Source organism: Burkholderia sp. RF2-non_BP3, from assembly GCF_001522185.1.
GTDB classification, from domain to species: Bacteria; Pseudomonadota; Gammaproteobacteria; order Burkholderiales; family Burkholderiaceae; genus Burkholderia; species Burkholderia diffusa.
Map to the genome: position 1 here is coordinate 236,452 of NZ_LOSU01000023.1, position 24,882 is coordinate 261,333.

Here is a 24,882-nt window from a genome sequence, read left to right on the forward strand (position 1 = left end):
TCCTCTCGAAATTGAGATTACCGCAGGTTTACTGCGAGCCTGTTGACGGTGACAAGTCATACATTGCTCGAAGTATAACATTGGTGCGGCACAAAAAACGCGGCACCGCTCTGTGTAGACTTCGAGCAGCGTCTAACTTTCAGTGCGTTGGCATTTTGCCATATCGTTCCCTTCCTACGAAAAAAAATCCTCCCCACCCCAAGATCGCTTCAACTTTGTGGTGCATGCGCAACACCCGCCTGCCGTAACTTTTAGAGATTGTCAAGAGCGTGTCCGCGAAATTGCATGAAAGGCGGCAAGGGTTTACGCGCGTGCGTGACAAGGAGCCGGGCGACGCCCAAGCCTTCTGAAGGGGCGCGATCATGGCCGGTTCGGGTGCCTTTTCCATGGGCGGCGATTTTTGCTGTTTACATATAGTGGGGGTGGCGAATTGGCGGTCGATGGGCGCATGTTAGAATCTCGCGTTGCGTTGCGCATGCAGCGCCCACGCGAAAGGCGTTCGCCGTCTTCGCTCCGAAACGATACGGATACATGGATCAATTCGCCAAAGAGACCCTGCCCACCTCCCTAGAGGAGGAAATGCGCCGTTCGTATCTCGATTACGCGATGAGCGTGATCGTCGGACGTGCCCTTCCGGATGTCCGCGATGGCCTGAAGCCCGTGCACCGGCGCGTACTGTTCGCGATGCACGAACTGAACAACGACTGGAACCGCGCGTACAAGAAATCGGCGCGTATCGTCGGTGACGTGATCGGTAAGTATCACCCTCACGGCGATACCGCGGTGTACGACACGATCGTGCGGATGGCGCAGGACTTCTCGCTGCGCTACATGCTGATCGACGGACAGGGCAACTTCGGCTCGATCGACGGCGACAATGCCGCGGCGATGCGTTACACCGAAATTCGCATGGCGAAGATCGGTCACGAACTGCTCGCCGACATCGACAAGGAAACGGTCGACTTCGAGCCGAACTACGACGGCAACGAGATGCAGCCGGCGGTCCTGCCGTCGCGCATCCCGAACCTGCTGATCAACGGCTCGTCGGGTATCGCGGTCGGCATGGCGACCAACATCCCGCCGCACAACCTGAACGAAGTCGTCGACGCGTGCCAGCACCTGCTGAACAACCCGGAAGCGACGATCGACGAGCTGATCGAGATCATCCCGGCACCGGACTTCCCGACGGCCGGCATCATCTACGGTGTCGCCGGCGTGCGCGACGGCTATCGCACCGGGCGCGGCCGCGTCGTGATGCGTGCGGCCACGCACTTCGAGGAGATCGACCGCGGCCAGCGGATGGCGATCATCGTCGACGAGCTGCCGTACCAGGTGAACAAGCGCTCGCTGCTCGAGCGCATCGCCGAGCTCGTCAACGAGAAGAAGCTCGAGGGCATCTCCGACATCCGCGACGAGTCCGACAAGAGCGGCATGCGCGTCGTGATCGAGCTGAAGCGCGGCGAAGTGCCCGAAGTGGTGCTGAACAACCTGTACAAGGCGACGCAGCTGCAGGACACGTTCGGCATGAACATGGTCGCGCTGGTCGACGGCCAGCCGAAGCTGCTGAACCTGAAGGAAATCCTGCAGTGCTTCCTGTCGCATCGACGCGAAGTGCTGACGCGCCGCACGATCTACGAACTGCGCAAGGCGCGCGAGCGCGGCCACGTGCTCGAAGGTCTCGCGGTCGCACTCGCGAACATCGACGAGTTCATCGCGATCATCAAGGCAGCGCCGACGCCGCCGATCGCGAAGCAGGAGCTGATGGCGAAGCCGTGGGATTCGTCGCTCGTGCGCGAGATGCTGATGCGCGCCGAGACCGAGAATGCGGCGGCGGGCGGCCGCTCCGCGTACCGTCCGGAAGGCCTGAACCCGGCGTTCGGGATGCAGACCGACGGGCTGTACCGTCTGTCCGACACGCAGGCGCAGGAAATCCTGCAGATGCGTCTGCAGCGCCTGACCGGTCTCGAGCAGGACAAGATCATCGGCGAGTACCGCGAAGTGATGGCGCAAATCGCCGACCTGCTGGACATCCTCGCGCGCCCCGAGCGGATCACGACGATGATCGGCGAGGAGCTGACGACGGTGAAGGCCGAATTCGGCGACGCACGCCGCTCGAAGATCGAGCTGAACGCGACCGAATTGAATACCGAAGACCTGATCACGCCGCAGGACATGGTCGTCACGATGTCGCACGCGGGCTACGTGAAGTCGCAGCCGCTGTCCGAGTATCGCGCGCAGAAGCGCGGCGGCCGCGGCAAGCAGGCGACGCAGATGAAGGAAGACGACTGGATCGAGACGCTGTTCATCGCGAACACCCACGACTACATCCTGTGCTTCTCGAACCGCGGCCGCGTGTACTGGGTCAAGGTCTATGAAGTGCCGCAGGGTTCGCGCAACTCGCGCGGCCGTCCGATCGTCAACATGTTCCCGCTGCAGGACGGCGAGAAGATCAACGTCGTGCTGCCGGTCAAGGAATTCTCGGCCGACAAGTTCGTGTTCATGGCGACGTCGCTCGGCACCGTGAAGAAGACGCCGCTCGAGGCATTCAGCCGCCCGATGAAGAAGGGCATCATCGCGGTCGGTCTCGACGAGGGCGACTTCCTGATCGGTGCATCGATCACCGACGGCGCGCACGACGTGATGCTGTTCTCGGACGCCGGCAAGGCCGTGCGCTTCGACGAGAACGACGTGCGCCCGATGGGCCGGGAAGCGCGCGGCGTGCGTGGCATGCAGCTCGAGGACGGGCAGCAGGTCATCGCGCTGCTGGTTGCCGGCAGCGAGGAGCAGACCGTGCTCACCGCGACCGAGAATGGCTACGGCAAGCGCACGCCGATCACCGAGTACACGCGTCACGGCCGCGGCACGAAGGGGATGATCGCGATCCAGACGTCGGAGCGCAACGGCAAGGTCGTCGCCGCCACGCTCGTCGACGCCGAGGATCAGATCATGCTGATCACGACCGCCGGCGTGTTGATTCGTACCCGCGTGTCCGAGATTCGCGAGATGGGGCGTGCCACGCAAGGTGTTACACTCATCAGTCTCGATGAGGGTACCAAGCTCTCCGGTCTGCAGCAGATCGCAGAAGCCGAAGAGGGCGATGGCGAGGCCGACGAGGCGTCGGACGGCGAAGCCTGAAGAACGGATGAGACTCGAGCCGCCGCGCGCGCCAGGCGCCGCGGTCGGCGAGCAACCATTCATATTTCCAAAAGGGAGTGATGATGCAAAAGCAATTCAAGCAACTGGTTCTGCTGGCTGCACTGGTGCCGACGTTCGCGATGGCGCAAGCGCTGTCGAATTCCGCACCGGCTGCGACCGCGGCAGCTGCGCCGATCGACGCCGACAAGAAGGCTGCGATCAAGGATCTGCTCGACGCGATCGACGCGCCGAAGCTCGTGTCGGCTATCGGCAACAGCGCCGAGATGCAGGCAAAGCAGCTCGTGCCGGCGATCCTGTCGGACGCGCTGTCGGAAAACAAGACGCTGAACGACAAGCAAAAGCAAGCCGCCGTGCCGACGCTGCAGAAGAACGCGGTGCCGAAGCTGGTTGACGGCGCGGGCAAGGTGTTCGGCACGCAACAGTTCCAGAGCGACGCGATGTCGGCTCAGTACGACGCCTACGCGAAGTACTACAGCACGTCGGAGATCAAGGATCTGACGACGTTCTACAAGAGCCCGACGGGCCGCAAGTTCATCCAGGTTCAGGATCAGGTCGGCCGCGACGTGGTCAACGGCCTGATGCAGAAGTACATGCCGCAAGCGATCCAGGCAACGCGCGCACAGGCTGACAAGGAAGTCGCGGCAGTCAAGCCGGGCAAGTAAGCCGTCCGGGCACGCCGCCCGGCCGTTCGGCCGGGTTTGGCGGGAGCCTGATGACAGTGCGATAATGGCCGTTTGCGCGCGAGCGCAAGCGGCCATTCTTTTTCTGGCGCGGTTCTTTCTGCCGGCGGCAAGCCGGTCGCGTCCCTCCCGAGGTTTTCACGATGCGCGTCTTTAATTTCTCCGCCGGTCCTGCGGCGCTCCCCGAGGAAGTGCTGCGGCAGGCCGCCGACGAAATGCTCGACTGGCACGGCAGCGGCATGAGCGTGATGGAGATGAGCCATCGCGGCAAGGAATTCATGTCGATCCACGAGGCAGCGCTGACCGACCTGCGCGAGCTGCTCGATGTGCCGGCCAGCCACCGGATCCTGTTCCTGCAGGGCGGCGGCATTGCCGAGAACGCAATCGTGCCGATGAACCTGCTCGGTTCGCGCAAGACCGCCGACTTCGTCGTGACGGGCTCGTGGTCGCAGAAGTCGTTCAACGAAGCGAAGAAATACGGCACGCCGCATCTGGCCGCATCCGGCAAGACGGCCGACGGTTTCACGCGCGCGCCCGCCCGCGCCGAATGGCAGCTGTCGGACGATCCGGCCTACGTGCATCTGTGCACGAACGAGACGATCGACGGCGTCGAGACGTTCGAGATTCCCGACCTCGGCGACGTGCCGCTCGTCGCGGACGTGTCGTCGCACATCCTGTCCCGTCCGATGGACGTCGCGAAGTACGGCGTGCTGTTCGGCGGCGCGCAGAAGAACATCGGGATGGCCGGCGTGACGGTCGTGATCGTTCGCGAGGATCTGCTCGATCGCGCGCTGTCGATCTGCCCGTCCGCATTCGAATGGAAGACTGTCGCCGCGAACAACTCGCTGTACAACACGCCGCCCACGTATGCGATCTACATCGCGGGCCTCGTGTTCCAGTGGCTGAAGCGGCAGGGCGGCCTCGAGGCGATCGAGGCGCGCAATATCGAGAAGGCGAAGCTGCTCTACGACACGATCGATGCGAGCAGCTTCTATCTGAACAAGGTCGAGCCGGCGGTGCGTTCGCGTATGAACGTGCCCTTTTTCCTGGCCGACGAAACGCGCAACGAAGACTTCCTTGCCGGCGCAAAGGCGCGCGGGCTGCTGCAGCTGAAGGGCCACAAGTCCGTCGGCGGCATGCGGGCGTCGATCTACAACGCGGTGCCGCTCGAGGGCGTGAAGGCGCTCGTCGAGTACATGAAGGACTTCGAACAGCGCGGCGCCTGAGCGCGCGCTGTTCAAACAGCACGGCAACTACGCATGGACGACGAACTGAATTCCCGCCTGAAACCGCTGCGCGACCGCATCGACGCGATCGACGCGCAGCTGATCGCGCTCCTCAACCAGCGCGCCGCGGTGGCGCTCGAGGTTGGCGAGGTCAAGAAGCATTTCAACGCGCCGGTGTTCCGGCCGGAGCGTGAGCTGCAGGTGATCGCGCGCCTGCAGGACATGAGCGCGGGGCCGCTCGCGAGCGAACACATCAGCGCCATCTGGCGCGAGATCATGGCCGCGAGCCGCGCGCTCGAACAGACGATCCACGTCGCGTTCCTCGGGCCGGTCGGCACGTACAGCGAACAGGCGATGTTCGAGTATTTCGGCCAGTCGATCGAAGGGCTGCCGTGTCCGTCGATCGACGAGGTATTCCGCTCGGTCGAGGCGGGCGCGTCCGCATTCGGCATCGCGCCGGTCGAGAACTCGACCGAAGGCGCGGTGTCGCGCACGCTCGACCTGCTGCTGCAGACGCAATTGCTGATCAGCGGCGAACTCGCGCTGCCGATCCATCACAACCTGCTCACGCAGAGCGGCACGCTCGACGGCGTGACGCGCGTCTGCGCGCATGCGCAGGCGCTCGCGCAATGCCAGCAGTGGCTTTCCGCGAACGCGCCGCAGCTCGAGCGGCAAGCGGTGTCGAGCAATGCGGAGGCCGCGCGTCTCGCGGCGGCGGACCCGAGCGTCGCGGCGATCGCTGGCGACCGCGCGGCCGCACACTACGGCCTGCAGATCGCGTTCTCGCTGATTCAGGACGATCCGCACAATCGCACGCGCTTCGTGATCGTCGGCAAGCAGCCGGCCGGGCAGAGCGGTCACGACCAGACGTCGCTGATCGTGTCGGTGAAGAACGAGCCGGGCGCGGTGTTCAAGCTGCTCGAGCCGCTCGCGCGGCACGGTGTGTCGATGACGCGCTTCGAGTCGCGTCCGGCGCGGGTCGGCACGTGGGAGTATTACTTCTACATCGACATCGAAGGGCACCGGGACGAACCAGCCGTGGCCGCCGCGCTTGCGGAGCTCGGCCAGAAGGCCGCGTTCCTGAAGATACTCGGTTCGTATCCGCGCGCGCGCTGACGCGTAGCGGCCCGTCGCCAGCACCGAGCAGGCGGCGCGGCGAAGCGGGCAGGGCAGGCCGGGCGGCGCTGCCCAAGGCGGGTTCGGGCGGTATCCGGTGCAGGTCGCGCCGGGTGCGGGCCCGTTGCCCGGAATCTGGACTTCCGTGCGCGGGGCGTCGTTCCGCGCGCGTCACTTGGCTCTTGTCGTGTCAGGCTTTGCATTCAACAAACTTGTCATCTTCGGCGTCGGCCTGATCGGCGGATCGCTGGCGCGCGCCCTGCGCGAGCGCGCGCCGGGAGGCGCGGGCGAAGTTGTCGGCGTCGGTCGTTCGCGTGCGTCGGTCGAGCGCGCGCTCGCGCTCGGCGTGATCGATCGCGCAGCGGCGCTCGACGACGATGCGCAGCTGCGCGACGCGCTCGCCGGTGCCGATCTCGTGTTGCTGGCCGCGCCGGTCGCGCAAACGGGCCCGTTGCTCGCGCGCATCGCGCCGTGGCTCGACGCTGCGACGATCGTCACCGACGCTGGCAGCACGAAGTCCGACGTCGTCGCGGCGGCACGCGATGTGCTCGGTGCGCGGATCGCGCAATTCGTGCCGGGCCATCCGATCGCCGGGCGCGAATCGAGCGGCGTCGAGGCCGCGCTGCCGGATCTGTACGTCGGCCGCAACGTCGTGCTGTGTCCGCTGCCGGAGAATGCGCCCGAAGCGGTCGCACGGATCGATGCGATGTGGCGGGCGACCGGCGCCGACGTGCGCACGATGAGCACGGCGCAGCACGATCGCGTGTTTGCGTCGATCAGTCATCTACCTCATGTGCTGTCGTTCGCGCTCGTCGAGCAGATACTCGGCGAGGCGGATGCCGAACTGAAATTCTCGTACGCGGCGGGTGGCTTCCGCGACTTCACGCGGATCGCGGCGTCGAGCCCGGAAATGTGGCGCGACGTGTGTGTCGCGAATCGCGCGGCGCTGCTCGATGAGCTCGACGGCTACACGCGCGTGCTCGCCCGGCTGCGTGCGGCGATCGACGCCGGCGATGGCGCGGCGCTCGAAGCCGTGTTCACGCGCTCGCGCGCTGCACGCAAGGCATGGCAGGAACGTGGCGCGCAGCCCGCTGCCGAACCGGTCAAGAAATAACAGGAAACAGGACGATTCCCATGGACTATCTCGATCTCGGCCCGTATTCCAGCGCATCGGGCACCGTGCGCCTGCCCGGCTCGAAAAGCATCTCGAACCGCGTGCTGCTGCTCGCGGCGCTTGCCGAAGGCGATACGACGATCACCAACCTGCTGGATTCCGACGACACGCGCGTGATGCTCGACGCGCTCGGCAAGCTCGGTGTGAAGCTCGCGCGCGAGGGTGACACCTGTGTCGTCACCGGCACGCGCGGCGCGTTCACCGCGAAGACCGCCGATCTGTTCCTCGGCAACGCGGGCACCGCGGTGCGACCGTTGACGGCGGCGCTCGCGGTCAACGGCGGCGACTATCGCGTGCACGGCGTGCCGCGCATGCACGAGCGGCCGATCGGCGACCTCGTCGACGGCCTGCGGCAGATCGGCGCGCAGATCGACTACGAGCAAAACGAAGGCTTTCCGCCGCTGCGGATCAAACCTGCGGCGATCACGGTCGACGCACCGATCCGCGTGCGCGGCGACGTGTCGAGCCAGTTCCTCACCGCGCTGCTGATGACGCTGCCGCTCGTGAAGGCGAAGGACGGCAGGATCGTCGTCGAAGTCGATGGCGAATTGATCTCGAAGCCGTACATCGACATCACGATCCGGCTGATGGCTCGCTTCGGCGTGACCGTCGAGCGCGACGGCTGGCAGCGCTTCGTCGTGCCGGCCGGCGTCCGCTACCGTTCGCCGGGGCGCATCATGGTCGAGGGCGATGCGTCGTCGGCCTCGTACTTCCTCGCGGCCGGCGCGCTCGGCGGCGGCCCGCTGCGCGTCGAGGGGGTGGGGCGCGCGAGCATCCAGGGCGACGTCGGCTTCGCGAATGCGCTGATGCAGATGGGCGCGAACGTATCGATGGGCGACGACTGGATCGAGGTGCGCGGCATCGGCCACGACCACGGCAAGCTCGAGCCGATCGACATGGATTTCAACCTGATTCCCGACGCGGCGATGACCATCGCGGTCGCGGCGCTGTTCGCGAGCGGCACGAGTACGCTGCGCAACATCGCGAGCTGGCGCGTGAAGGAAACCGACCGCATCGCCGCGATGGCGACCGAACTGCGCAAGGTCGGCGCGATCGTCGAGGAAGGCCCCGACTATCTGGTCGTCACGCCGCCGCAACGGCTCACGCCGAATGCAGCGATCGACACGTACGACGATCACCGGATGGCGATGTGCTTCTCGCTTGTCAGCCTGGGCGGCGTGCCCGTGCGTATCAACGATCCGAAGTGCGTCGGCAAGACGTTCCCCGACTATTTCGACCGCTTCGCCGCGCTCGCCAAAGCCTGACCCGACAGTTCCGATGAAATCGACCCGACCCTTTCACCCGACCCCCGTCATCACGATCGACGGTCCGACTGCTTCCGGCAAGGGGACCGTCGCGGCGCTCGTCGCCGCGCATCTCGGCTTCCACCTGCTCGACAGCGGTGCGCTGTACCGTCTTGCGGCGCTCGCGAGCGTGCGCTACGGCATCGCGGCGGAGGATATCGATGCGCTCGTGAAGCTGATCGACGATCTTCACATCACGTTCCGCGAGGGCTGCGCGCAGCTCGACGGCGTCGACGTGTCGAACGACATCCGCGCCGAAGCGGTTGGCAACCGCGCGTCGGCGATTGCCGTGCACGCGCCGGTGCGCACCGCGCTCGTCGCGCGCCAGCGCGCGTTTCGCAAGACGCCGGGCCTCGTCGCCGACGGTCGCGACATGGGCACCGTGATCTTCCCGGACGCCGTGCTGAAGGTGTTCCTGACGGCCAGCGCCGAGGCGCGCGCGGCCAGACGGCATAAGCAATTGATGCAAAAAGGTTTTTCTGCTAATATAGATAACTTGCTCCAGGATCTTCGTGAACGTGACGCGCGCGACAGCAATCGCGCGGCCGCGCCGCTGAAGCCTGCGGCAGATGCCAAGCTGCTCGATACGTCGGCGCTTTCGGTCGATGAGGCAGTCGACCAGGTGCTGCAGTGGTATCGGGCGCTCGGTCAGCCGGCCTGAGAAGGCGGGCAGCAGTAGGTGCCTCGCGCGAGAAGCGCGGAGCGTGTTTCGAACCCTTAACCCCGTGTGGCTTCGATCTGGCCCTTTCAGCCTGCCATTCCGGCCGGCGTGGCACAGCGATCCATGCACAATCAGATTTTTATGTCCGACCTGCAAACCTCCACCCCGAATACCGAATCCTTTGCGGCTCTGTTCGAAGAGTCGCTGACCCGCCAAGACATGCGCGCCGGCGAAGTGATTTCCGCCGAAGTCGTGCGCGTCGACCACAACTTCGTGGTCGTCAATGCAGGCCTGAAGTCCGAGGCTTACATTCCGATCGAGGAATTCCTGAACGATCAGGGCGAGGTTGAGGTGCAGTCGGGCGATTTCGTGTCCGTCGCGATCGACGCACTCGAAAACGGCTACGGCGACACGATCCTGTCGCGCGACAAGGCGAAGCGCCTGGCATCGTGGCTGTCGCTGGAAAAGGCCCTCGACAACAACGAACTCGTCACCGGCACGATCACCGGCAAGGTGAAGGGCGGCATGACCGTGATGGTCAACGGCATCCGCGCGTTCCTGCCGGGTTCGCTGGTCGACACGCGCCCGGTCAAGGACACGACCCCGTACGAAGGCAAGACGCTCGAGTTCCGCGTGATCAAGCTCGATCGCAAGCGTAACAACGTCGTGCTGTCGCGTCGTGCAGTGATCGAGGCAACGCAAGGCGAAGAGCGCGCGAAGCTGCTCGAGACGCTGAAGGAAGGCGCGATCGTCAACGGCGTGGTCAAGAACATCACCGACTACGGTGCATTCGTCGACCTCGGCGGCATCGACGGCCTGCTGCACATCACCGACATTGCATGGCGTCGTGTGCGTCACCCGAGCGAAGTCCTGTCGGTTGGCCAGGAAGTCACCGCGAAGATCCTCAAGTTCGATCAAGAGAAGAACCGCGTCTCGCTGGGCATCAAGCAACTGGGCGACGATCCGTGGGAAGGCATCTCGCGCCGTTACCCGTCGGGCACGCGCCTGTTCGGCAAGGTCACGAACATCACCGACTACGGCGCATTCGTCGAAGTGGAATCGGGCATCGAAGGCCTCGTCCACGTGTCGGAAATGGACTGGACCAACAAGAACGTTGCTCCGTCGAAGGTTGTCCAGCTGGGCGACGAAGTCGAAGTCATGGTCCTCGAGATCGACGAAGACCGTCGTCGTATCAGCCTCGGCATGAAGCAGTGCAAGCCGAATCCGTGGGATGACTTCAGCCGCAACTTCAAGAAGGGCGACAAGATCACGGGCGCAATCAAGTCGATCACCGACTTCGGCGTGTTCATCGGTCTGCCGGGCGGCATCGACGGCCTGGTCCACCTGTCGGACCTGTCGTGGAGCGAAGCCGGCGAAGAAGCCGTTCGCAAGTACAAGAAGGGCGACGAAGTCGAAGCGATCGTGCTCGGCATCGACGTCGAGAAGGAGCGTATTTCGCTCGGCATCAAGCAGCTCGAAGGCGACCCGTTCAGCAACTACGTTGCGATGAACGACAAGGGTTCGATCGTCGACGGCGTGGTGAAGTCGGTCGATGCGAAGGGCGCTGTCGTCACGCTGACGGGCGACGTCGAAGGCTACCTGCGTGCATCGGAAATCTCGCAGGATCGCGTCGAAGACGCACGCAACGTGCTGAAGGAAGGCGACAAGGTCAACGCGATGGTGATCAACATCGATCGCAAGTCGCGTGGCATCAACCTGTCGATCAAGGCGAAGGATTCGGCTGAACAACAGGAAGCGATCCGCGGCCTGCAGTCGGACACCAGCGCTGCTGCGACCGGTACGACCAACCTCGGCGCGCTGCTGAAGGCGAAGCTCGACGGCCAGAACCAGTAAGCCTCACGAGGTCTGCTGAAGTATGACCAAATCCGAGTTGGTCGCGCAGCTGGCACTGCGATTTCCGCAACTTGTCCTCAAGGATGCGGATTTCGCGGTGAAAACGATGCTCGATGCGATGTCCGACGCCTTGTCGAAAGGGCATCGCATCGAAATTCGGGGTTTCGGCAGCTTCGGCCTCAACCGTCGCCCGGCACGCGTCGGACGCAACCCGAAGTCGGGGGAGAAAGTGCAGGTGCCCGAGAAGTTCGTGCCTCACTTCAAGCCCGGCAAGGAATTGCGTGAACGCGTCGACGGCCGCGCCGGCGAGCCGCTGAAAGCTGATGATCCGGACGACGAGCGTTGAGCGTCGTTCGGCTTGCCCGGAATCCGTCCGGCGAAGGCTGAAGAAAAAAGCGCCCCTTGCGGGCGCTTTTTTCATTTCCGGCGGCCGCATGACAACGTGCACTCGCAGGATGTGCGGTGACGCGGAAACGCTTCCTTTACAATACGGGTCGATTCGGCGCCGCGAAGGGGAGTCGCGCGCCACGGCAAACCTCAACAAAGAGAGGGCTACATGAAGTTTATCGTCTGGCTGATCCGGGTATTGGTGTTCGTGCTGCTGCTGGTGCTCGCGCTGGCCAATACGCAAACCGCGACGCTGAATTTCGTTGCCGGCTACGCATGGCAAGCGCCGCTGATCCTGATCGGTCTCGCGTTCTTCGTCGTGGGGCTGCTGGCCGGCCTGCTGTCCGCGCTGCCGGCGATCTTCCGCATGCGCCTCGAGAACGGGCGCCTGAAGCGCGATCTGCGTACGGCGCGCGAAACCCCGGCCGTCGTCGACCAGCCGCCGATGCCGCCCGTCATTTAACACGGACGCCGCGCGACCTTCGCGCGGTTTTCGTCTCTGCTTCGATATTTCGCATGGATCTGGATTTCTGGTGGTTGCTCGCGATTCCGGTGGCGTTCGCGCTCGGCTGGGCGGCGTCACGCTATGACCTGAAGAATCTCCTGTCGGAGAGCGCCAACCTGCCGCGATCGTATTTCCGCGGCCTGAACTTTCTGTTGAACGAACAACCGGACAAGGCGATCGACGCGTTCATCGAGGTCGCGAAGCTCGATCCCGAGACGGTCGAGCTGCACTTCGCGCTCGGCAACCTGTTTCGCCGCCGCGGCGAAACGGACCGTGCGATCCGCGTGCATCAGAACCTGCTGAGCCGCACGGACCTGCCGGTAAACGAGCGCGACCACGCGCTGTACGAGCTCGGCCAGGATTTCCTGAAGGCCGGCCTGCTCGATCGTGCGGAGGAGGCCTTCCATCGGCTCGCCGATGGCGATTACGCGCTGGGCGCGCAGCGGGCGCTGCTGACGATCTACGAGATCGAGAAGGACTGGAACAAGTCGATCGATACCGCGAGACGCATCGAGTCGATGAGCGACAAGCCGCTCGGCACCGAAATCGCGCAGTTCCATTGCGAACTCGCGCAGGACGCGCTGCAACGCAAGAACGCCGCGGATGCGGCCGAGCAACTGAAGCTCGCGCTTGCTGCGAACCCGCAGAACGTTCGCGCGACGATCCTGTCCGGCGATGCCGCGCAGGCTGCGGGCGATCACGCGGCCGCGATCGAGCACTGGAAGCGTGTCGAAGCGCAGAATCCGGCGTATCTGCCGCTCGTCGCCGACAAGCTGATGAAGGCTTACGTCGCGCTCGGCAAGCCGGTCGAGGGCGCCGAGTTGCTGATGGGCTACGTCGATCGTTATCCGTCGAACGACCTGCTCGATATTGCTTATCAGCACATCGCAGGGTTGCGCGGCCAGGAAGCGGCGCATACGCTCGCGCGTACGCAGATGGAGAAGTCACCGAATCTGTCGGGCATGCTGCACCTGCTCGATGCGCAGATCGCGGCCGCCGACGAGCCGCGTCGTAAGGAACTTGAAATGATGCGTGCGCTGATCAAGCAGCGCACCAAGAATCTGCCACGCTATACGTGCCAGAATTGCGGTTTCCGGGCACGGCTCTTCTACTGGCAGTGCCCCGGATGCAGCGGCTGGGAAACCTATGCGCCGCGCCGCGTCGAACCTGCGATGCCGGGCTGATCCCGGCGTTCGCCGCGCAAGCGCTGCGGTTGTCGCCGGGCCCGGCCCGGCGGCCAAGTTAGTCATTTACCGGGACATACCGGAACATCTATGAAAATCACCATCATCGGCACTGGCTATGTCGGTCTCGTCACGGGCTCCTGCCTCGCCGAGATCGGCCACGACGTCTTCTGTCTGGATGTCGATCCGCGCAAGATCGAGATCCTGAACAACGGCGGGATGCCGATTCACGAACCGGGCTTGTTGGACATCATCGCGCGCAACCGCGCGGCAGGGCGTCTGCGCTTCTCGACCGACATCGAGGCGAGCGTTGCGCACGGCGAGATCCAGTTCATCGCGGTCGGCACGCCGCCCGACGAGGACGGTTCGGCCGACCTGCAATATGTGCTCGAGGCCGCGCGCAACATCGGCCGTTACATGACCGGTTTCAAGGTGATCGTCGACAAGTCGACGGTGCCGGTCGGCACCGCGCAGCGCGTGCGCGCGGTGGTCGACGAGGCACTCGGTGCGCGCGGCCTCGCGGGCAGCGTCGCGCACCGTTTCTCGGTCGTGTCGAATCCGGAATTCCTGAAGGAAGGCGCGGCAGTCGAGGACTTCATGCGCCCGGACCGAATCATCATCGGTGTCGACGACGACGAGACGGGCACGGTGGCGCGCGAGAAGATGAAGAAGCTGTATGCGCCGTTCAACCGCAATCACGAGCGCACGATTTACATGGATGTGCGTTCGGCGGAGTTCGCGAAGTATGCGGCGAATGCGATGCTCGCGACGCGCATTTCGTTCATGAACGAAATGTCGAATCTCGCCGACAAGGTCGGTGCCGACATCGAAGCCGTGCGCCGCGGGATCGGTTCCGATCCGCGCATCGGCTATCACTTCCTGTACGCGGGCGTCGGTTACGGCGGCTCGTGCTTCCCGAAGGACGTGCAGGCGTTGATTCGCACCGCGAGCGAAAACGGCCAGCCGCTGCGCATCCTGGAGGCCGTCGAAGCGGCCAACTCCGCACAGAAGGACGTGCTGATCGGCAAGATCGAGCAACGCTTCGGCGCAGACCTGACCGGCCGCGAATTCGCGGTCTGGGGCCTCGCGTTCAAGCCGAATACGGACGACATGCGCGAGGCGCCGAGCCGTCGGCTGATCGCCGCGCTGCTCGGGCGTGGCGCGATCGTGCGCGCGTACGATCCGGTCGCGATCGACGAGGCGCGCCGCGTGTTCGCGCTCGATCTCGGCGAGGCTTCCGACGCGCTTGCACGCCTTCAATTCGTCGATACCCAGGACGCTGCGGTGACTGCCGCGGATGCGCTCGTGATCGTCACCGAATGGAAGGAATTCAGGAGCCCGGATTTCACGCGCCTGAAGGCCGAACTGAAGGCGCCGGTGATCTTCGACGGACGCAATCTGTACGAGCCGGACGCGATGGCCGAACTCGGCATCGACTACCATGCGATCGGGCGTCCGCATGTCGACCCCCAGACCTCTCCTCGTGGATGAACGCACGATGACTACCCTTCGCGAAGTGGTGCCGGTACCGCGCGCGCAGCTTGCGCGTTCGCGCGTGCTCGTGGTCGGCGACGTGATGCTCGACCGCTACTGGTTCGGCAACGTCGAGCGCATTTCTCCGGAAGCGCCGGTTCCTGTCGTGCATGTGCAGCGCCAGGAAGAGCGGCTTGGCGGTGCGGCCAACGTCGCGCGCAACGCGGTGACGCTCGGCGGTCAAGCCGGGCTCCTGTGCGTGGTCGGCTGCGACGAGCCGGGCGAGCGCATCGTCGAATTGCTCGACAGCAGCGGCGTGACTCCCCATCTCGAACGCGACGCGTCACTGCCGACGACGATCAAGCTGCGCGTGCTCGCGCGCCAGCAGCAGTTGCTCCGCGTCGACTTCGAGGCGATGCCGACGCACGAGGTGCTGCTCGCCGGGCTCGCGCGATTCGATGCGCTGCTGCCGCAGCACGACGTCGTGCTGATGTCGGATTACGCGAAAGGCGGTCTGACGCACGTGACGACGATGATCGAGAAGGCGCGCGCGGCCGGCAAGCCGGTGCTCGTCGATCCGAAGGGCGGCGATTGGGCGCGCTATCGCGGCGCATCGCTCATCACGCCGAATCGTGCCGAGTTGCGCGAGGTCATCGGTCAGTGGCAATCGGAAGACGACCTGCGCGCGCGTGTCGCGAAGCTGCGTGCGGAGCTTGAGCTCGATGCGTTGCTGCTCACGCGTTCGGAAGAGGGGATGACGCTTTTTTCCGCAGCGGGCGAACTGCATGCACCGGCGCTCGCGCGCGAGGTGTATGACGTGTCCGGCGCGGGCGATACCGTGATCGCGACGGTCGCGACGATGCTCGGCGCCGGCGTGCCGCTCGTCGATGCCGTCGTGCTCGCGAATCGCGCAGCCGGCATCGTGGTCGGCAAGCTGGGTACGGCCACGGTAGACTACGACGAACTGTTTCACTGAGCGCATTCGGCGGCGCGCCGAGCGCGCCGCACGTATTTCTTGCAATTTTTCAGGCAGAACGACCATGACCATCATCGTCACCGGCGCAGCCGGTTTTATCGGCGCGAACATCGTCAAGGCGCTCAACGAGCGCGGCGAGTCGCGCATCATCGCGGTCGACAATCTGACGCGCGCGGACAAGTTCCGGAACCTCGTCGATTGCGAGATCGACGACTATCTCGACAAGACGGAATTCGTCGAGCGCTTCGCGCGCGGCGATTTCGGCAAGGTACGCGCGGTGTTCCATGAAGGCGCCTGTTCGGACACGATGGAAACCGACGGCCGCTACATGATGGACAACAACTTCCGCTATAGCCGTGCGGTGCTCGATGCGTGCCTCGCGCAGGGCGCGCAGTTCCTGTACGCGTCGTCGGCCGCGATCTACGGCGGCTCGACGCGATTCGTCGAGGAGCGCGAGGTCGAGGCGCCGCTGAACGTCTACGGCTATTCGAAGTTCCTGTTCGACCAGGTGATCCGCCGCGTGCTGCCGAGCGCGAAGAGCCAGATCGCCGGGTTCCGCTACTTCAACGTGTACGGTCCGCGCGAGACGCACAAGGGCCGCATGGCGTCGGTCGCGTTCCACAACTTCAATCAGTTCCGCGCGGAAGGCAAGGTCAAGCTGTTCGGCGAGTACAACGGTTATGCGCCGGGCGAGCAGACGCGCGACTTCGTGTCGGTCGAGGACGTCGCGAAGGTGAACCTGTTCTTCTTCGACCATCCGGAGAAATCGGGCATCTTCAACCTCGGCACCGGCCGGGCACAACCGTTCAACGACATCGCATCGACGGTCGTGAACACGCTGCGCGCACTCGACAACCTGCCGCCGCTGACGCTCGCGCAGCAGGTCGAGCAAGGGCTGATCGAATACGTGCCGTTCCCGGATGCGCTGCGTGGCAAGTACCAGTGCTTCACGCAGGCCGACCAGACGAAACTGCGTGCTGCCGGCTACGATGCGCCGTTCCTGACGGTGCAGGAAGGTGTCGACCGCTACGTGCGTTGGCTATCCGGCCAGGTTTAAGCCTGCGCGTCGCATCGCTAGACTGGGTCTCACGGTCGGCAGCCGCCGACCGATTTCATCGGAGATCCAGCACATGATCAGGAAATGGTTTGCCGCCGCCGCGATGTTCGGCGCGATCGCGTCGGCCTGGGCGGCCGTCGACGTCAACACCGCGAACGAGGATGCACTCGTCGGCATCAAGGGCATCGGTCCCGCGCGGGCGAAGGCGATTCTCGACGAGCGCGGCGCACACGGGCCGTTCAGGAATGCAGACGATCTCGCCTCGCGCGTGAAAGGCATGGGCGGCCAAACGGTCGAGCGCCTTCAGCGGGAAGGGTTGACGATCGGTGCGGCAGGCTCGGGTGCGGCGGCACCGGCCGCGGGCAAGCCGGCGGCGGCGAAGCCTGCTGCGGCACCTGCCCGCACCGCGCAGAAATAACGCACGCGAGACAAAGGGCTCCTTCAGCCGCCGTCATTGCGACGGCTTCCCGCGGCTTGCCGCGGGTTTTTTGCGTGCATGCTGCACACGCACACGCGTGAATCGTGTGGCGCATCTATTCCATCGTCGCAATGGGGTTGCCGGCGCGAGCCCCGGTGCTGGTTTACAATCAATCGATTGATCGGCCTCGCACTCACGGTATCTCCATGGCTTACAAAACTATCGAAGACACGATCGGCAACACGCCACTCGTGCAACTGGTCCGCCTGCCGGACGACGAGATTCGCGCACGCAACAACGTTGTGCTCGCGAAGCTGGAAGGCAACAATCCGGCCGGTTCCGTGAAGGATCGTCCGGCGCTGTCGATGATCAGCAAGGCCGAGGCGCGCGGTCGCATCAAATCGGGTGATACGCTGATCGAGGCGACGAGCGGCAACACGGGCATCGCGCTCGCGATGGCAGCGGCGATCCGCGGCTACAAGATGGTGCTGATCATGCCGGAGGATCTGTCGATCGAGCGCCGCCAGAGCATGGCCGCTTACGGCGCCGAAATCATCCTGACGCCGGTAAAGGGCGGGATGGAACTGGCGCGCGACCTCGCGGAGCAGATGCAGCGCGAAGGCAAGGGCGTGATCCTCGATCAGTTCGGGAACCCCGACAATCCGATCGCGCACTACGAAGGAACGGGCCCGGAAATCTGGCGCGACACCGAGGGGCGCGTCACGCACTTCGTGTCGGCGATGGGCACGACAGGCACGATCATGGGCACGTCGCGCTTTCTGAAGGAACAGAATCCGGCGATCGAGATCGTCGGCGCGCAGCCGGAAGAAGGGTCGCGCATTCCGGGCATTCGCAAGTGGCCGGAAGCCTATATGCCGACGATCTTCGATCGCAGCCGCGTCGATCGCGTCGAGAGCGTGAGCCAGGCCGCGTCCGAAACGATGGCGCGCCGGCTCGCGGCTGTCGAAGGCATCTTTGCCGGCATCTCGTCGGGTGGCGCATGCGAAGTCGCGATGCGTATCGCGCGTCAGGTCGAGAACGCGACGATCGTTTTCATCGTCTGCGATCGCGGCGACCGCTATCTGTCGACCGGCGTATTTCCTGCCTGAGCCCGAACGGCATCAGCAGCATCACGCGATAAAAAAGCGCCGCACAAGCGGCGCTTTTTCTTTGCGCGGGCCGTGCTTACTGCGCCGGCGCTTCCGTGTCCGCCGCAGGCAGCGGCAGTGCGCCATTCGCCTCCATCTGCGCCTTCACGGCTTCGCCGAGCTGGTACACGGCGAGTGCGTAGAAGAAGCTGCGGTTGTAGCGCGTCAGCACGTAGAAGTTCTTGAGGCCGAGCATGTATTCGGTCGCGCTCCCCGGCGACGGCAGATCGACCACGGTGACCGGCGTGCCGGCTTCGGTGGTGATGTTGACCGTCGGCTCGTTGAGCGTCATGCCGGCGCGCAGCAGTTGCGACAGGGCCCAGTGCGGTTCGGGCTGACCGTCCGCGGCGGCCTGGGCGATGCCGAGGCTGCCCGTGTCGGGCGTGATTCGCCAGACTACCGGGCGATCGGTTTCCCAGCCGTGCTGCTTCAGGTAGTTCGCGACGCTGCCGATCGCATCGGCAGGACTGCTGCGCAGATCGACGTGGCCGCCGCCGTCGTAGTCGACCGCATACTCGCGGATGCTGCTCGGCAGGAACTGCGGGATGCCGATCGCGCCCGTGTACGAGCCGAGCACGGTGGTCGGGTCGAGCTGGTTGTCGCGAGTCCAGACGAGGAAGTCCTCGAGATTCTTGCGGAACGTTGCCTGGCGGCTGTCGCGATTCGGCGTGTCCGGGTAGTCGAACGTGAGCGTCGTCAGCGCATCGAGCACGCGGAAGTTGCCCATGTAGCGGCCGTAGATCGTTTCGACGCCGATGATGCCGACGATCACTTCGGGCGGCACGCCGAATTCCTCGGACGCGCGCTGCAGCGTCGCCTTGTTCGCCTTCCAGAATTTCACGCCCGCGTTGATGCGGATCGGTTCGATGAAGCGCGAACGATAGACGCGCCAGTTCTTCACCGAAGGCGTCGGCGCCGGCTTCACGAGCTTCACGGCGGTGGCCGAGTAGCTGATGCGAGAGAACAGCGCATGCAGGCTCGCGGAATCGAAGCCGTTGCGGCTCACCATCTCGTCGATGAACGCATCGACCTTCGCGTTGTTCGCGTAACGCTGCGGAACGATTTCCTCTTCGAAGGTCTGGCCTTGCGGCGCCGGCTGCTGCGGTTGCGCCTGCGCGACGCGCGTGCCGGGGGACTTCGCGGGCTGCGTCTGCGCGACGGCGGGCGCGGCGGCCACGGTAACGGCGACGGCAGCGGCAACGAGCGGGACGCGAACGCTGAACAGTGCGGAGAGAAGGGCGGCAGGCTTGCTGGAATTCATGTCGAAGCGGGCGGACAAGGCGATGGGGTTCGGCGCAGTATACCCGACGCATCCTGCGTGCCGGGGCGAAGCAGCGCACCGTTGTGGTAAGTTAGCGGCGAATTCGCGGCAGACGATGGACATCATTGATGGAGACCTGCGGCGCACCCTGCGTCGCGGATGACAGCTTATGGCAACCGCCTTCTATACGCACCCCGACTGCATGCTGCACGAGATGGGGGAATGGCATCCGGAATGCCCGGCCCGCCTGTCGGCGATCCAGGATCAGCTGATCGCGAGCCGCATCGACGACCTGATCGTGCACGAAACCGCGCCGTTCGCGAGCGAGGTGGCGCTGGGCCGCGTGCATACGCAGGCTCACATCGACTACATCCGCAGCATGACGCCCGTTGACGGCTACGTCGAGATCGATCCCGACACGCTGATGAACCGCGACACGTGGCGCGCCGCGCTGCGTGCGGCCGGCGCGGCGATCGCGGCGACCGACGCCGTGATCGAAGGCCGCTACGCGAATGCGTTTTGCAGCGTGCGGCCGCCCGGCCATCACGCGGAACCCGCGCGCGCGATGGGTTTCTGCTTTTTCAACAACGTCGCGATCGCCGCGCGGCATGCGCTCGACGTCCATGGCCTCGAGCGTGTCGCAATCGTCGATTTCGACGTGCACCACGGCAACGGCACCGAAGCCGCGTTCGCGAACGACGAGCGCGTGCTGATGTGCAGCTTCTTCCAGCATCCGCTGTACCCGTTCTCGGGCGTCGATCATCAGGCGCCGAACATGGTCAACCTGCCGATGCCTGCGCGCAGCAACGGGATGGCGATCCGCGAAGCGGTCGACATGTCCTGGCTGCCGCGTCTCGACGCGTTCAAGCCGCAGATGCTGTTCGTGTCGGCCGGTTTCGACGCGCATCGAGAGGACGACATCGGCAACCTCGGTCTCGTCGAGGCCGATTTCGAATGGCTGACCACGCAGATCGTCGACGTCGCGCGCCGGCACGCGCAGGGCCGCATCGTGAGCTGCCTCGAGGGTGGCTACAACTTGTCCGCGCTCGGCCGCAGCGTGGTCGCGCACCTGCGCGTGCTGGCCGGCATCTGACCGGGAGCGAGCCGGCGCGCGCTCAGCGTGCCGACACGTGCGCGTGAATCCACGCGATCAGCGCATCGATCACGCGGTCGCGCTCGAGATCGTTCATCGTTTCGTGGAACCCGCCTTCGTATAGCGTCAGCGTGCGGTCTGGCGAGCCGACGCGTGCGCCGAACGCACGGCTTCCGTCCGGTTCGGTCAGCTTGTCCTCGGTGCCGTGATAGACAAGCACCGGCACGCGCAGCGCGCCGCGACCGCGCTCGATGCGCGCCATCGCATCGAGGATTTCAGCGCCGGTGCGTGCCGGCACCGCGCCGTGGTGCACGAGCGGATCGGCACGATTGGCCGCGACGACGGCCGGATCGCGCGACAGCAGCGCCGCGTCGATCCTGATCGCGGGGAAGCTCGGCCACACGCGGCTGATGAAGCGGCTCATCGCGAGCATCCAGCGCGGCACGTCGCGTCCCGGCGCGAGCGCCGGGCTCGACAGCACGAGACCCGCCAGCGCGTGGCCGCGAACCGGCGCGCGTTCGATCGCATACAGCGCCGCGACGGCGCCACCCATGCTGTGGCCCATCAGGAAGAGCGGCGTATCGTCGCGGGCGGCTTCGGCGACGAGGGCATCCGCATCGTTCAGGTAATCGTCGAAACGCTCGACCCACGCACGCTTACCGGGCGACTGGCCATGCCCGCGCAGATCGATTGCCAGCACGTCGATGCCGGCCGCGTTCAATCTGGCCGAGAGTGCCGCGTAGCGGCCCGCATGCTCGGCAAGGCCATGCACGAGCGCGATCGTCGCGCGCGGTGGCTCCGTGCCGTCGCCGGCCGGCCAGCGATACGACGCCAGTTCGAGCCCGTCCGCGGTACGCAGCCGGCCCATCCGCGGAGTGGGCGGCGCTGCCGTGTCCAGTGCCGCGGTGGCGGCGGGCGCGGCGGTCTGCGTCGTGGTGGCGGTCATCTGGCGGGTCTCCTGTTTAGTCGGCATCGGTGTTCCGGATCATAGTCGCGGCACTCGCATGGCGGGCCAGCAGTGCTCCTCTAATTTCGTCTGGTTATGAAAAGATCGAAATCGATTATTAAGTGGAATGAGGCGTTTGCGGTAAAATCGCCGGCTATTCCAGATGCATCGGCGGCCGACTGGCGGGCTTCGCCAGTCGGCCGCCGTTTTGTTTACATGATCGAATTACGCAATCTGTCGCAGCGTTTCCCCGGGCCGACCGGCTGGGTCGACGCATTGCACAACGTCAATCTGACGATCCCGCAGGGCGAGGTGTTCGGCATCATCGGCCGAAGCGGCGCCGGCAAGAGCACGCTCGTGCGCACCATCAACCTGCTCACGCGGCCGACCGAAGGCAACGTCGTCGTCGGCGGGCGCGATCTCACGCTGCTGCCGGCCGGCGCACTGCGCGAAGCGCGCCGCGAAATCGGCATGATCTTCCAGCACTTCAACCTGCTGTCGTCGCGCACGGTGTTCGACAACGTCGCGTTGCCGCTCGAGCTGGCTGGCGCGAGCCGTGCCGACATCGAGGCCGCCGTGCTGCCGCTGCTCGACCTCGTCGGGCTGTCCGCGCAGAAGGACCGCTACCCGGCGCAGATCAGCGGCGGCCAGAAGCAGCGCGTCGGCATCGCCCGCGCGCTCGCGAGCAAGCCGAAGGTGCTGCTGTCGGACGAAGCGACGTCGGCGCTCGATCCCGAGACCACGCGCGCGATCCTCGACCTGCTGAAGCGCATCAATCGCGAACTCGGCCTGACGATCGTGCTGATCACGCACCAGATGGAAGTGATCAAGCAGGTGTGCGATCGCGTGGCGGTGCTCGACGCGGGTCGCGTGGTCGAGGAAGGCCGCGTGATCGACGTGTTCCTGCAGCCGCATCACGAAGTGACGCGCGCATTGATCGGCGACGTGATCGCGCAGGAGCTGCCGCCCGCGCTGAAGGCACGCGTGGCCGAGCGGCTGAAGACGGGCAGCGGGCATCTTCTGCGGCTCGCATTCACCGGCTCGGGTGTCGATCAGCCGATCCTGTCGGAGACGATTCGCCGGTACGAACTCGATTTCAATATCCTGCACGGCCAGATCGACGAGATCCAGGGGCAGGCGTTCGGGTCGCTCGCGGTGCTCGCGGGCGGCGAACCGGGCAAGGTCGGGCAGGCACTCGCGTTCCTGCGCGAGCAAGGTGTGGTGGTAGAGGAGCTTTCGTATGTTGAGTGAGATGTTCGATATGTTCGTGCAGTCGTTCTGGGAGACGCTGATCATGGTCGGCATCTCGGGAGCGGTCGGCGCGCTCGTCGGGATGCCGCTCGGCGTGCTGCTCTACCTGACCGACCGCCAGGGCGTGCTGCAGAACCTCGGCGTGAATCGCGTGCTCGGCGGCATCGTGAACGCGGTGCGCTCGACACCGTTCATCATCCTGTTGGTCGCGGTCATTCCATTCACGCGGCTCGTCACGGGGTCGTCGATCGGCACGGCTGCGGCGGTCGTGCCGCTGACGCTCGCGGCCGCGCCGTTCGTCGCGCGGCTGGTCGAGACGGCGCTGCGCGAAGTCGACCGCGGGCTGATCGAGGCCGCGCAGTCGATGGGCGCGACGACGTCGCAAATCGTGTTCAAGGTGCTCCTGCCTGAATCGCTGCCCGGCATCGTCGCAGGGCTGACGATCACGTTCGTGTCGCTCGTCGGCTACTCGGCGATGGCCGGTGCGATCGGCGGCGGCGGGCTCGGCGATCTCGGCATCCGCTACGGCTACCAGCGCTATCTGCCGGAAGTCATGTGGACGGTCGTCGCGATCCTGATCGTGTTCGTGCAGATCGTGCAATCGTTCGGCGACTGGCTCGTGCGCCGGCTGAGCCACAAGTAATAACGACATTCATGGGTAGGGGGAGACGATGCAACGACGTTTCATGCTGAAGTTCGCGGCCGCACTCGGCGCGGCCGCGTTGTTCGCGAGCGCGCACGCGCAGACCGAAACCATCAAGGTGGGCGTGACGGGCGGTCCGCACGCGCAGATCATGGACGTGGTGAAGAAGGTCGCGGCCAAGAGCGGCCTCGACATCCGCATCGTCGAATTCTCGGATTACGTGCAGCCGAACGCGGCGCTCGCGTCGGGCGATCTCGACGCGAACAGCTACCAGCACGATCCTTATCTGCAGGCGCAGGTGAAGGATCGCGGCTACAAGCTGATCAAGGTCGCGGATACCGTCACGTTCCCGATGGGCATCTATTCGAAGCGGGTGAAGTCGCTGGCCGAGTTGAAGCCGGGCGCGCGCATCGCGGTGCCGAACGATCCGACCAATGGCGGCCGCGCGCTGCTGTTGCTGCAGAAGCAGGGCCTGCTGAAGCTGCGTGCGGACGCCGGGCTGAAGGCGACGCCGCTCGACATCGTCGACAATCCGCGCAAGCTGAAGATCGTCGAACTCGATGCGGCACAGATTCCGCGCTCGCTCGGCGACGTCGACGCTGCGGCGATCAACACCAACTATGCGATGGAAGCGGGGTTGAAGCCGAAACAGGACGCGATCGCGATCGAGGGCCCGAACGGCCCTTACGCGAACATCCTCGCGATTCGCGAGGCCGACCGGAGCAAGCCGTGGGTCGCGAAGCTGGTCGCGGCCTACCATTCCGCCGAAGTGAAGCAGTTCATCGAACAGAAGTTCGGCGGCGCGGTCATCGCCGCCTGGTGATACGTGGTGCTGGGCGCGCCCGGTGACGATTAGAGTCGATGATCGAAAACCCGGGCTTTGCGTCCGGGTTTTTTCTCTTTTAAAATAGAACGACCGTTCGCTATTGCCGGCGCGCCGAAGATGAGCGCTATCCTCGATAGCCGCGATGGATTGGTCCGCTTGGCCGCGCAGTCATGAGGCCTCGCTATAGAATGGCCTCTGGTCGTATTCGTAACTTTGGAGCGTGTGCATGAAAATCCTGGTGCCAGTGAAAAGAGTGGTCGATTACAACGTGAAGGTCCGCGTGAAGTCGGACAACACCGGCGTCGACATCGCGAACGTGAAGATGTCGATGAACCCGTTCGACGAAATCGCGGTGGAAGAAGCGGTGCGCCTGAAGGAAGCGGGTGTGGCGACCGAAGTGATCGCGGTGTCGGTCGGTGTGACGCAAGCGCAGGAAACGCTGCGCACGGCGCTGGCGATCGGTGCGGATCGCGCGATCCTCGTCGAGTCGAACGACAGCGTCGAGCCGCTGGCCGTCGCGAAGATCCTGAAGGCGCTGGTCGA

23 protein-coding genes are annotated in these 24,882 nt (G+C 64.9%); 21 read left to right on the plus strand and 2 right to left on the minus strand.

Annotated features, from left to right (window positions below; all coding sequences use genetic code 11):
* Nucleotides 1-531 precede the first annotated feature (531 nt).
* The 16 genes from gyrA to cysM all read left to right on the plus strand — a co-directional run bounded on the left by gyrA (nt 532) and on the right by cysM (nt 18,280).
* Nucleotides 532-3,135, plus strand: a complete 2,604-nt coding sequence (gene gyrA / locus WS45_RS09240; RefSeq protein WP_059699490.1) for a DNA gyrase subunit A — start codon at nt 532-534, stop codon at nt 3,133-3,135.
* A gap of 83 nt (nt 3,136-3,218) precedes the next feature.
* A complete protein-coding gene (locus WS45_RS09245) occupies nt 3,219-3,818 on the plus strand; it encodes a DUF2059 domain-containing protein (protein ID WP_059448245.1) in 600 nt (199 codons plus the stop codon).
* Nucleotides 3,819-3,979: 161 nt separating this feature from the next.
* The gene (gene serC / locus WS45_RS09250) at nt 3,980-5,062 is read left to right on the plus strand and encodes a 3-phosphoserine/phosphohydroxythreonine transaminase (protein ID WP_059530019.1); all 1,083 of its coding nucleotides are present in this window, start codon (nt 3,980-3,982) and stop codon (nt 5,060-5,062) included.
* A 33-nt stretch (nt 5,063-5,095) separates the two neighbouring features.
* Nucleotides 5,096-6,178 carry a prephenate dehydratase gene (pheA, locus tag WS45_RS09255; protein ID WP_059530016.1) on the plus strand — a complete coding sequence of 361 codons (1,083 nt, stop codon included), beginning with the start codon at nt 5,096-5,098 and terminating at the stop codon, nt 6,176-6,178.
* Nucleotides 6,179-6,365: 187 nt separating this feature from the next.
* Nucleotides 6,366-7,292 carry a prephenate dehydrogenase/arogenate dehydrogenase family protein gene (locus WS45_RS09260; protein WP_059699491.1) on the plus strand — a complete coding sequence of 309 codons (927 nt, stop codon included), beginning with the start codon at nt 6,366-6,368 and terminating at the stop codon, nt 7,290-7,292.
* A 20-nt stretch (nt 7,293-7,312) separates the two neighbouring features.
* Nucleotides 7,313-8,617, plus strand: a complete 1,305-nt coding sequence (aroA, locus tag WS45_RS09265) for a 3-phosphoshikimate 1-carboxyvinyltransferase (RefSeq protein ID WP_059530011.1) — start codon at nt 7,313-7,315, stop codon at nt 8,615-8,617.
* 13 nt (nt 8,618-8,630) lie between these two features.
* Nucleotides 8,631-9,317 (plus strand): (d)CMP kinase, encoded by a 687-nt coding sequence (cmk, locus tag WS45_RS09270; RefSeq protein ID WP_059690826.1) that lies wholly within the window; start codon nt 8,631-8,633, stop codon nt 9,315-9,317.
* 141 nt (nt 9,318-9,458) lie between these two features.
* On the plus strand, nt 9,459-11,171 hold the full coding sequence (gene rpsA / locus WS45_RS09275) for a 30S ribosomal protein S1 (protein WP_059467119.1): 1,713 nt from the start codon (nt 9,459-9,461) through the stop codon (nt 11,169-11,171).
* A gap of 22 nt (nt 11,172-11,193) precedes the next feature.
* Complete coding sequence (locus WS45_RS09280) at nt 11,194-11,517, plus strand: integration host factor subunit beta (RefSeq protein ID WP_006750752.1); 324 nt, start codon at nt 11,194-11,196, stop codon at nt 11,515-11,517.
* A gap of 210 nt (nt 11,518-11,727) precedes the next feature.
* Entirely contained in the window at nt 11,728-12,021 is a 294-nt protein-coding gene (locus WS45_RS09285; RefSeq protein ID WP_059530004.1) for a lipopolysaccharide assembly protein LapA domain-containing protein, read from the plus strand.
* Nucleotides 12,022-12,074: 53 nt separating this feature from the next.
* On the plus strand, nt 12,075-13,247 hold the full coding sequence (lapB, locus tag WS45_RS09290; RefSeq protein ID WP_059699493.1) for a lipopolysaccharide assembly protein LapB: 1,173 nt from the start codon (nt 12,075-12,077) through the stop codon (nt 13,245-13,247).
* Nucleotides 13,248-13,337: 90 nt separating this feature from the next.
* Nucleotides 13,338-14,738 (plus strand): UDP-glucose dehydrogenase family protein, encoded by a 1,401-nt coding sequence (locus WS45_RS09295; RefSeq protein ID WP_059699495.1) that lies wholly within the window; start codon nt 13,338-13,340, stop codon nt 14,736-14,738.
* 7 nt (nt 14,739-14,745) lie between these two features.
* A complete protein-coding gene (rfaE1, locus tag WS45_RS09300; RefSeq protein ID WP_156437100.1) occupies nt 14,746-15,696 on the plus strand; it encodes a D-glycero-beta-D-manno-heptose-7-phosphate kinase in 951 nt (316 codons plus the stop codon).
* 64 nt (nt 15,697-15,760) lie between these two features.
* Nucleotides 15,761-16,753, plus strand: coding sequence for an ADP-glyceromanno-heptose 6-epimerase (gene rfaD / locus WS45_RS09305; protein WP_059507155.1), 993 nt, complete (start codon nt 15,761-15,763; stop codon nt 16,751-16,753).
* A gap of 73 nt (nt 16,754-16,826) precedes the next feature.
* Nucleotides 16,827-17,171, plus strand: coding sequence for a ComEA family DNA-binding protein (locus tag WS45_RS09310; protein WP_059529993.1), 345 nt, complete (start codon nt 16,827-16,829; stop codon nt 17,169-17,171).
* A 206-nt stretch (nt 17,172-17,377) separates the two neighbouring features.
* The gene (gene cysM / locus WS45_RS09315) at nt 17,378-18,280 is read left to right on the plus strand and encodes a cysteine synthase CysM (RefSeq protein WP_059529990.1); all 903 of its coding nucleotides are present in this window, start codon (nt 17,378-17,380) and stop codon (nt 18,278-18,280) included.
* A gap of 76 nt (nt 18,281-18,356) precedes the next feature.
* On the opposite strand, the gene mltB is transcribed toward cysM, so the two are convergent.
* The gene (gene mltB, locus WS45_RS09320) at nt 18,357-19,706 is read right to left on the minus strand and encodes a lytic murein transglycosylase B (RefSeq protein ID WP_082721884.1); all 1,350 of its coding nucleotides are present in this window, start codon (nt 19,704-19,706) and stop codon (nt 18,357-18,359) included.
* Between the two features lie 43 nt (nt 19,707-19,749).
* On the opposite strand from mltB, the gene WS45_RS09325 reads away from it, so the two are divergent.
* Entirely contained in the window at nt 19,750-20,673 is a 924-nt protein-coding gene (locus WS45_RS09325) for a histone deacetylase family protein (RefSeq protein ID WP_059699499.1), read from the plus strand.
* A gap of 22 nt (nt 20,674-20,695) precedes the next feature.
* Here the strand turns inward: WS45_RS09325 and WS45_RS09330 are convergent, their stop codons facing one another.
* Entirely contained in the window at nt 20,696-21,619 is a 924-nt protein-coding gene (locus WS45_RS09330) for an alpha/beta hydrolase (RefSeq protein ID WP_059529980.1), read from the minus strand.
* 216 nt (nt 21,620-21,835) lie between these two features.
* Here WS45_RS09330 and WS45_RS09335 point away from each other — a divergent pair, with 216 nt between their 5' ends.
* The 4 genes from WS45_RS09335 to WS45_RS09350 form a co-directional block, all read left to right on the plus strand.
* Nucleotides 21,836-22,870, plus strand: coding sequence for a methionine ABC transporter ATP-binding protein (locus tag WS45_RS09335; RefSeq protein WP_059509785.1), 1,035 nt, complete (start codon nt 21,836-21,838; stop codon nt 22,868-22,870).
* Complete coding sequence (locus WS45_RS09340) at nt 22,860-23,513, plus strand: methionine ABC transporter permease (RefSeq protein WP_059529977.1); 654 nt, start codon at nt 22,860-22,862, stop codon at nt 23,511-23,513. Before WS45_RS09335 ends, WS45_RS09340 begins: the two co-directional genes overlap by 11 nt.
* Before the next feature lie 28 nt (nt 23,514-23,541).
* Complete coding sequence (locus tag WS45_RS09345; protein ID WP_059529974.1) at nt 23,542-24,336, plus strand: MetQ/NlpA family ABC transporter substrate-binding protein; 795 nt, start codon at nt 23,542-23,544, stop codon at nt 24,334-24,336.
* A 229-nt stretch (nt 24,337-24,565) separates the two neighbouring features.
* The coding region (locus WS45_RS09350) for an electron transfer flavoprotein subunit beta/FixA family protein (protein ID WP_441294166.1) at nt 24,566-24,882 on the plus strand (317 nt) is incomplete at its 3' end.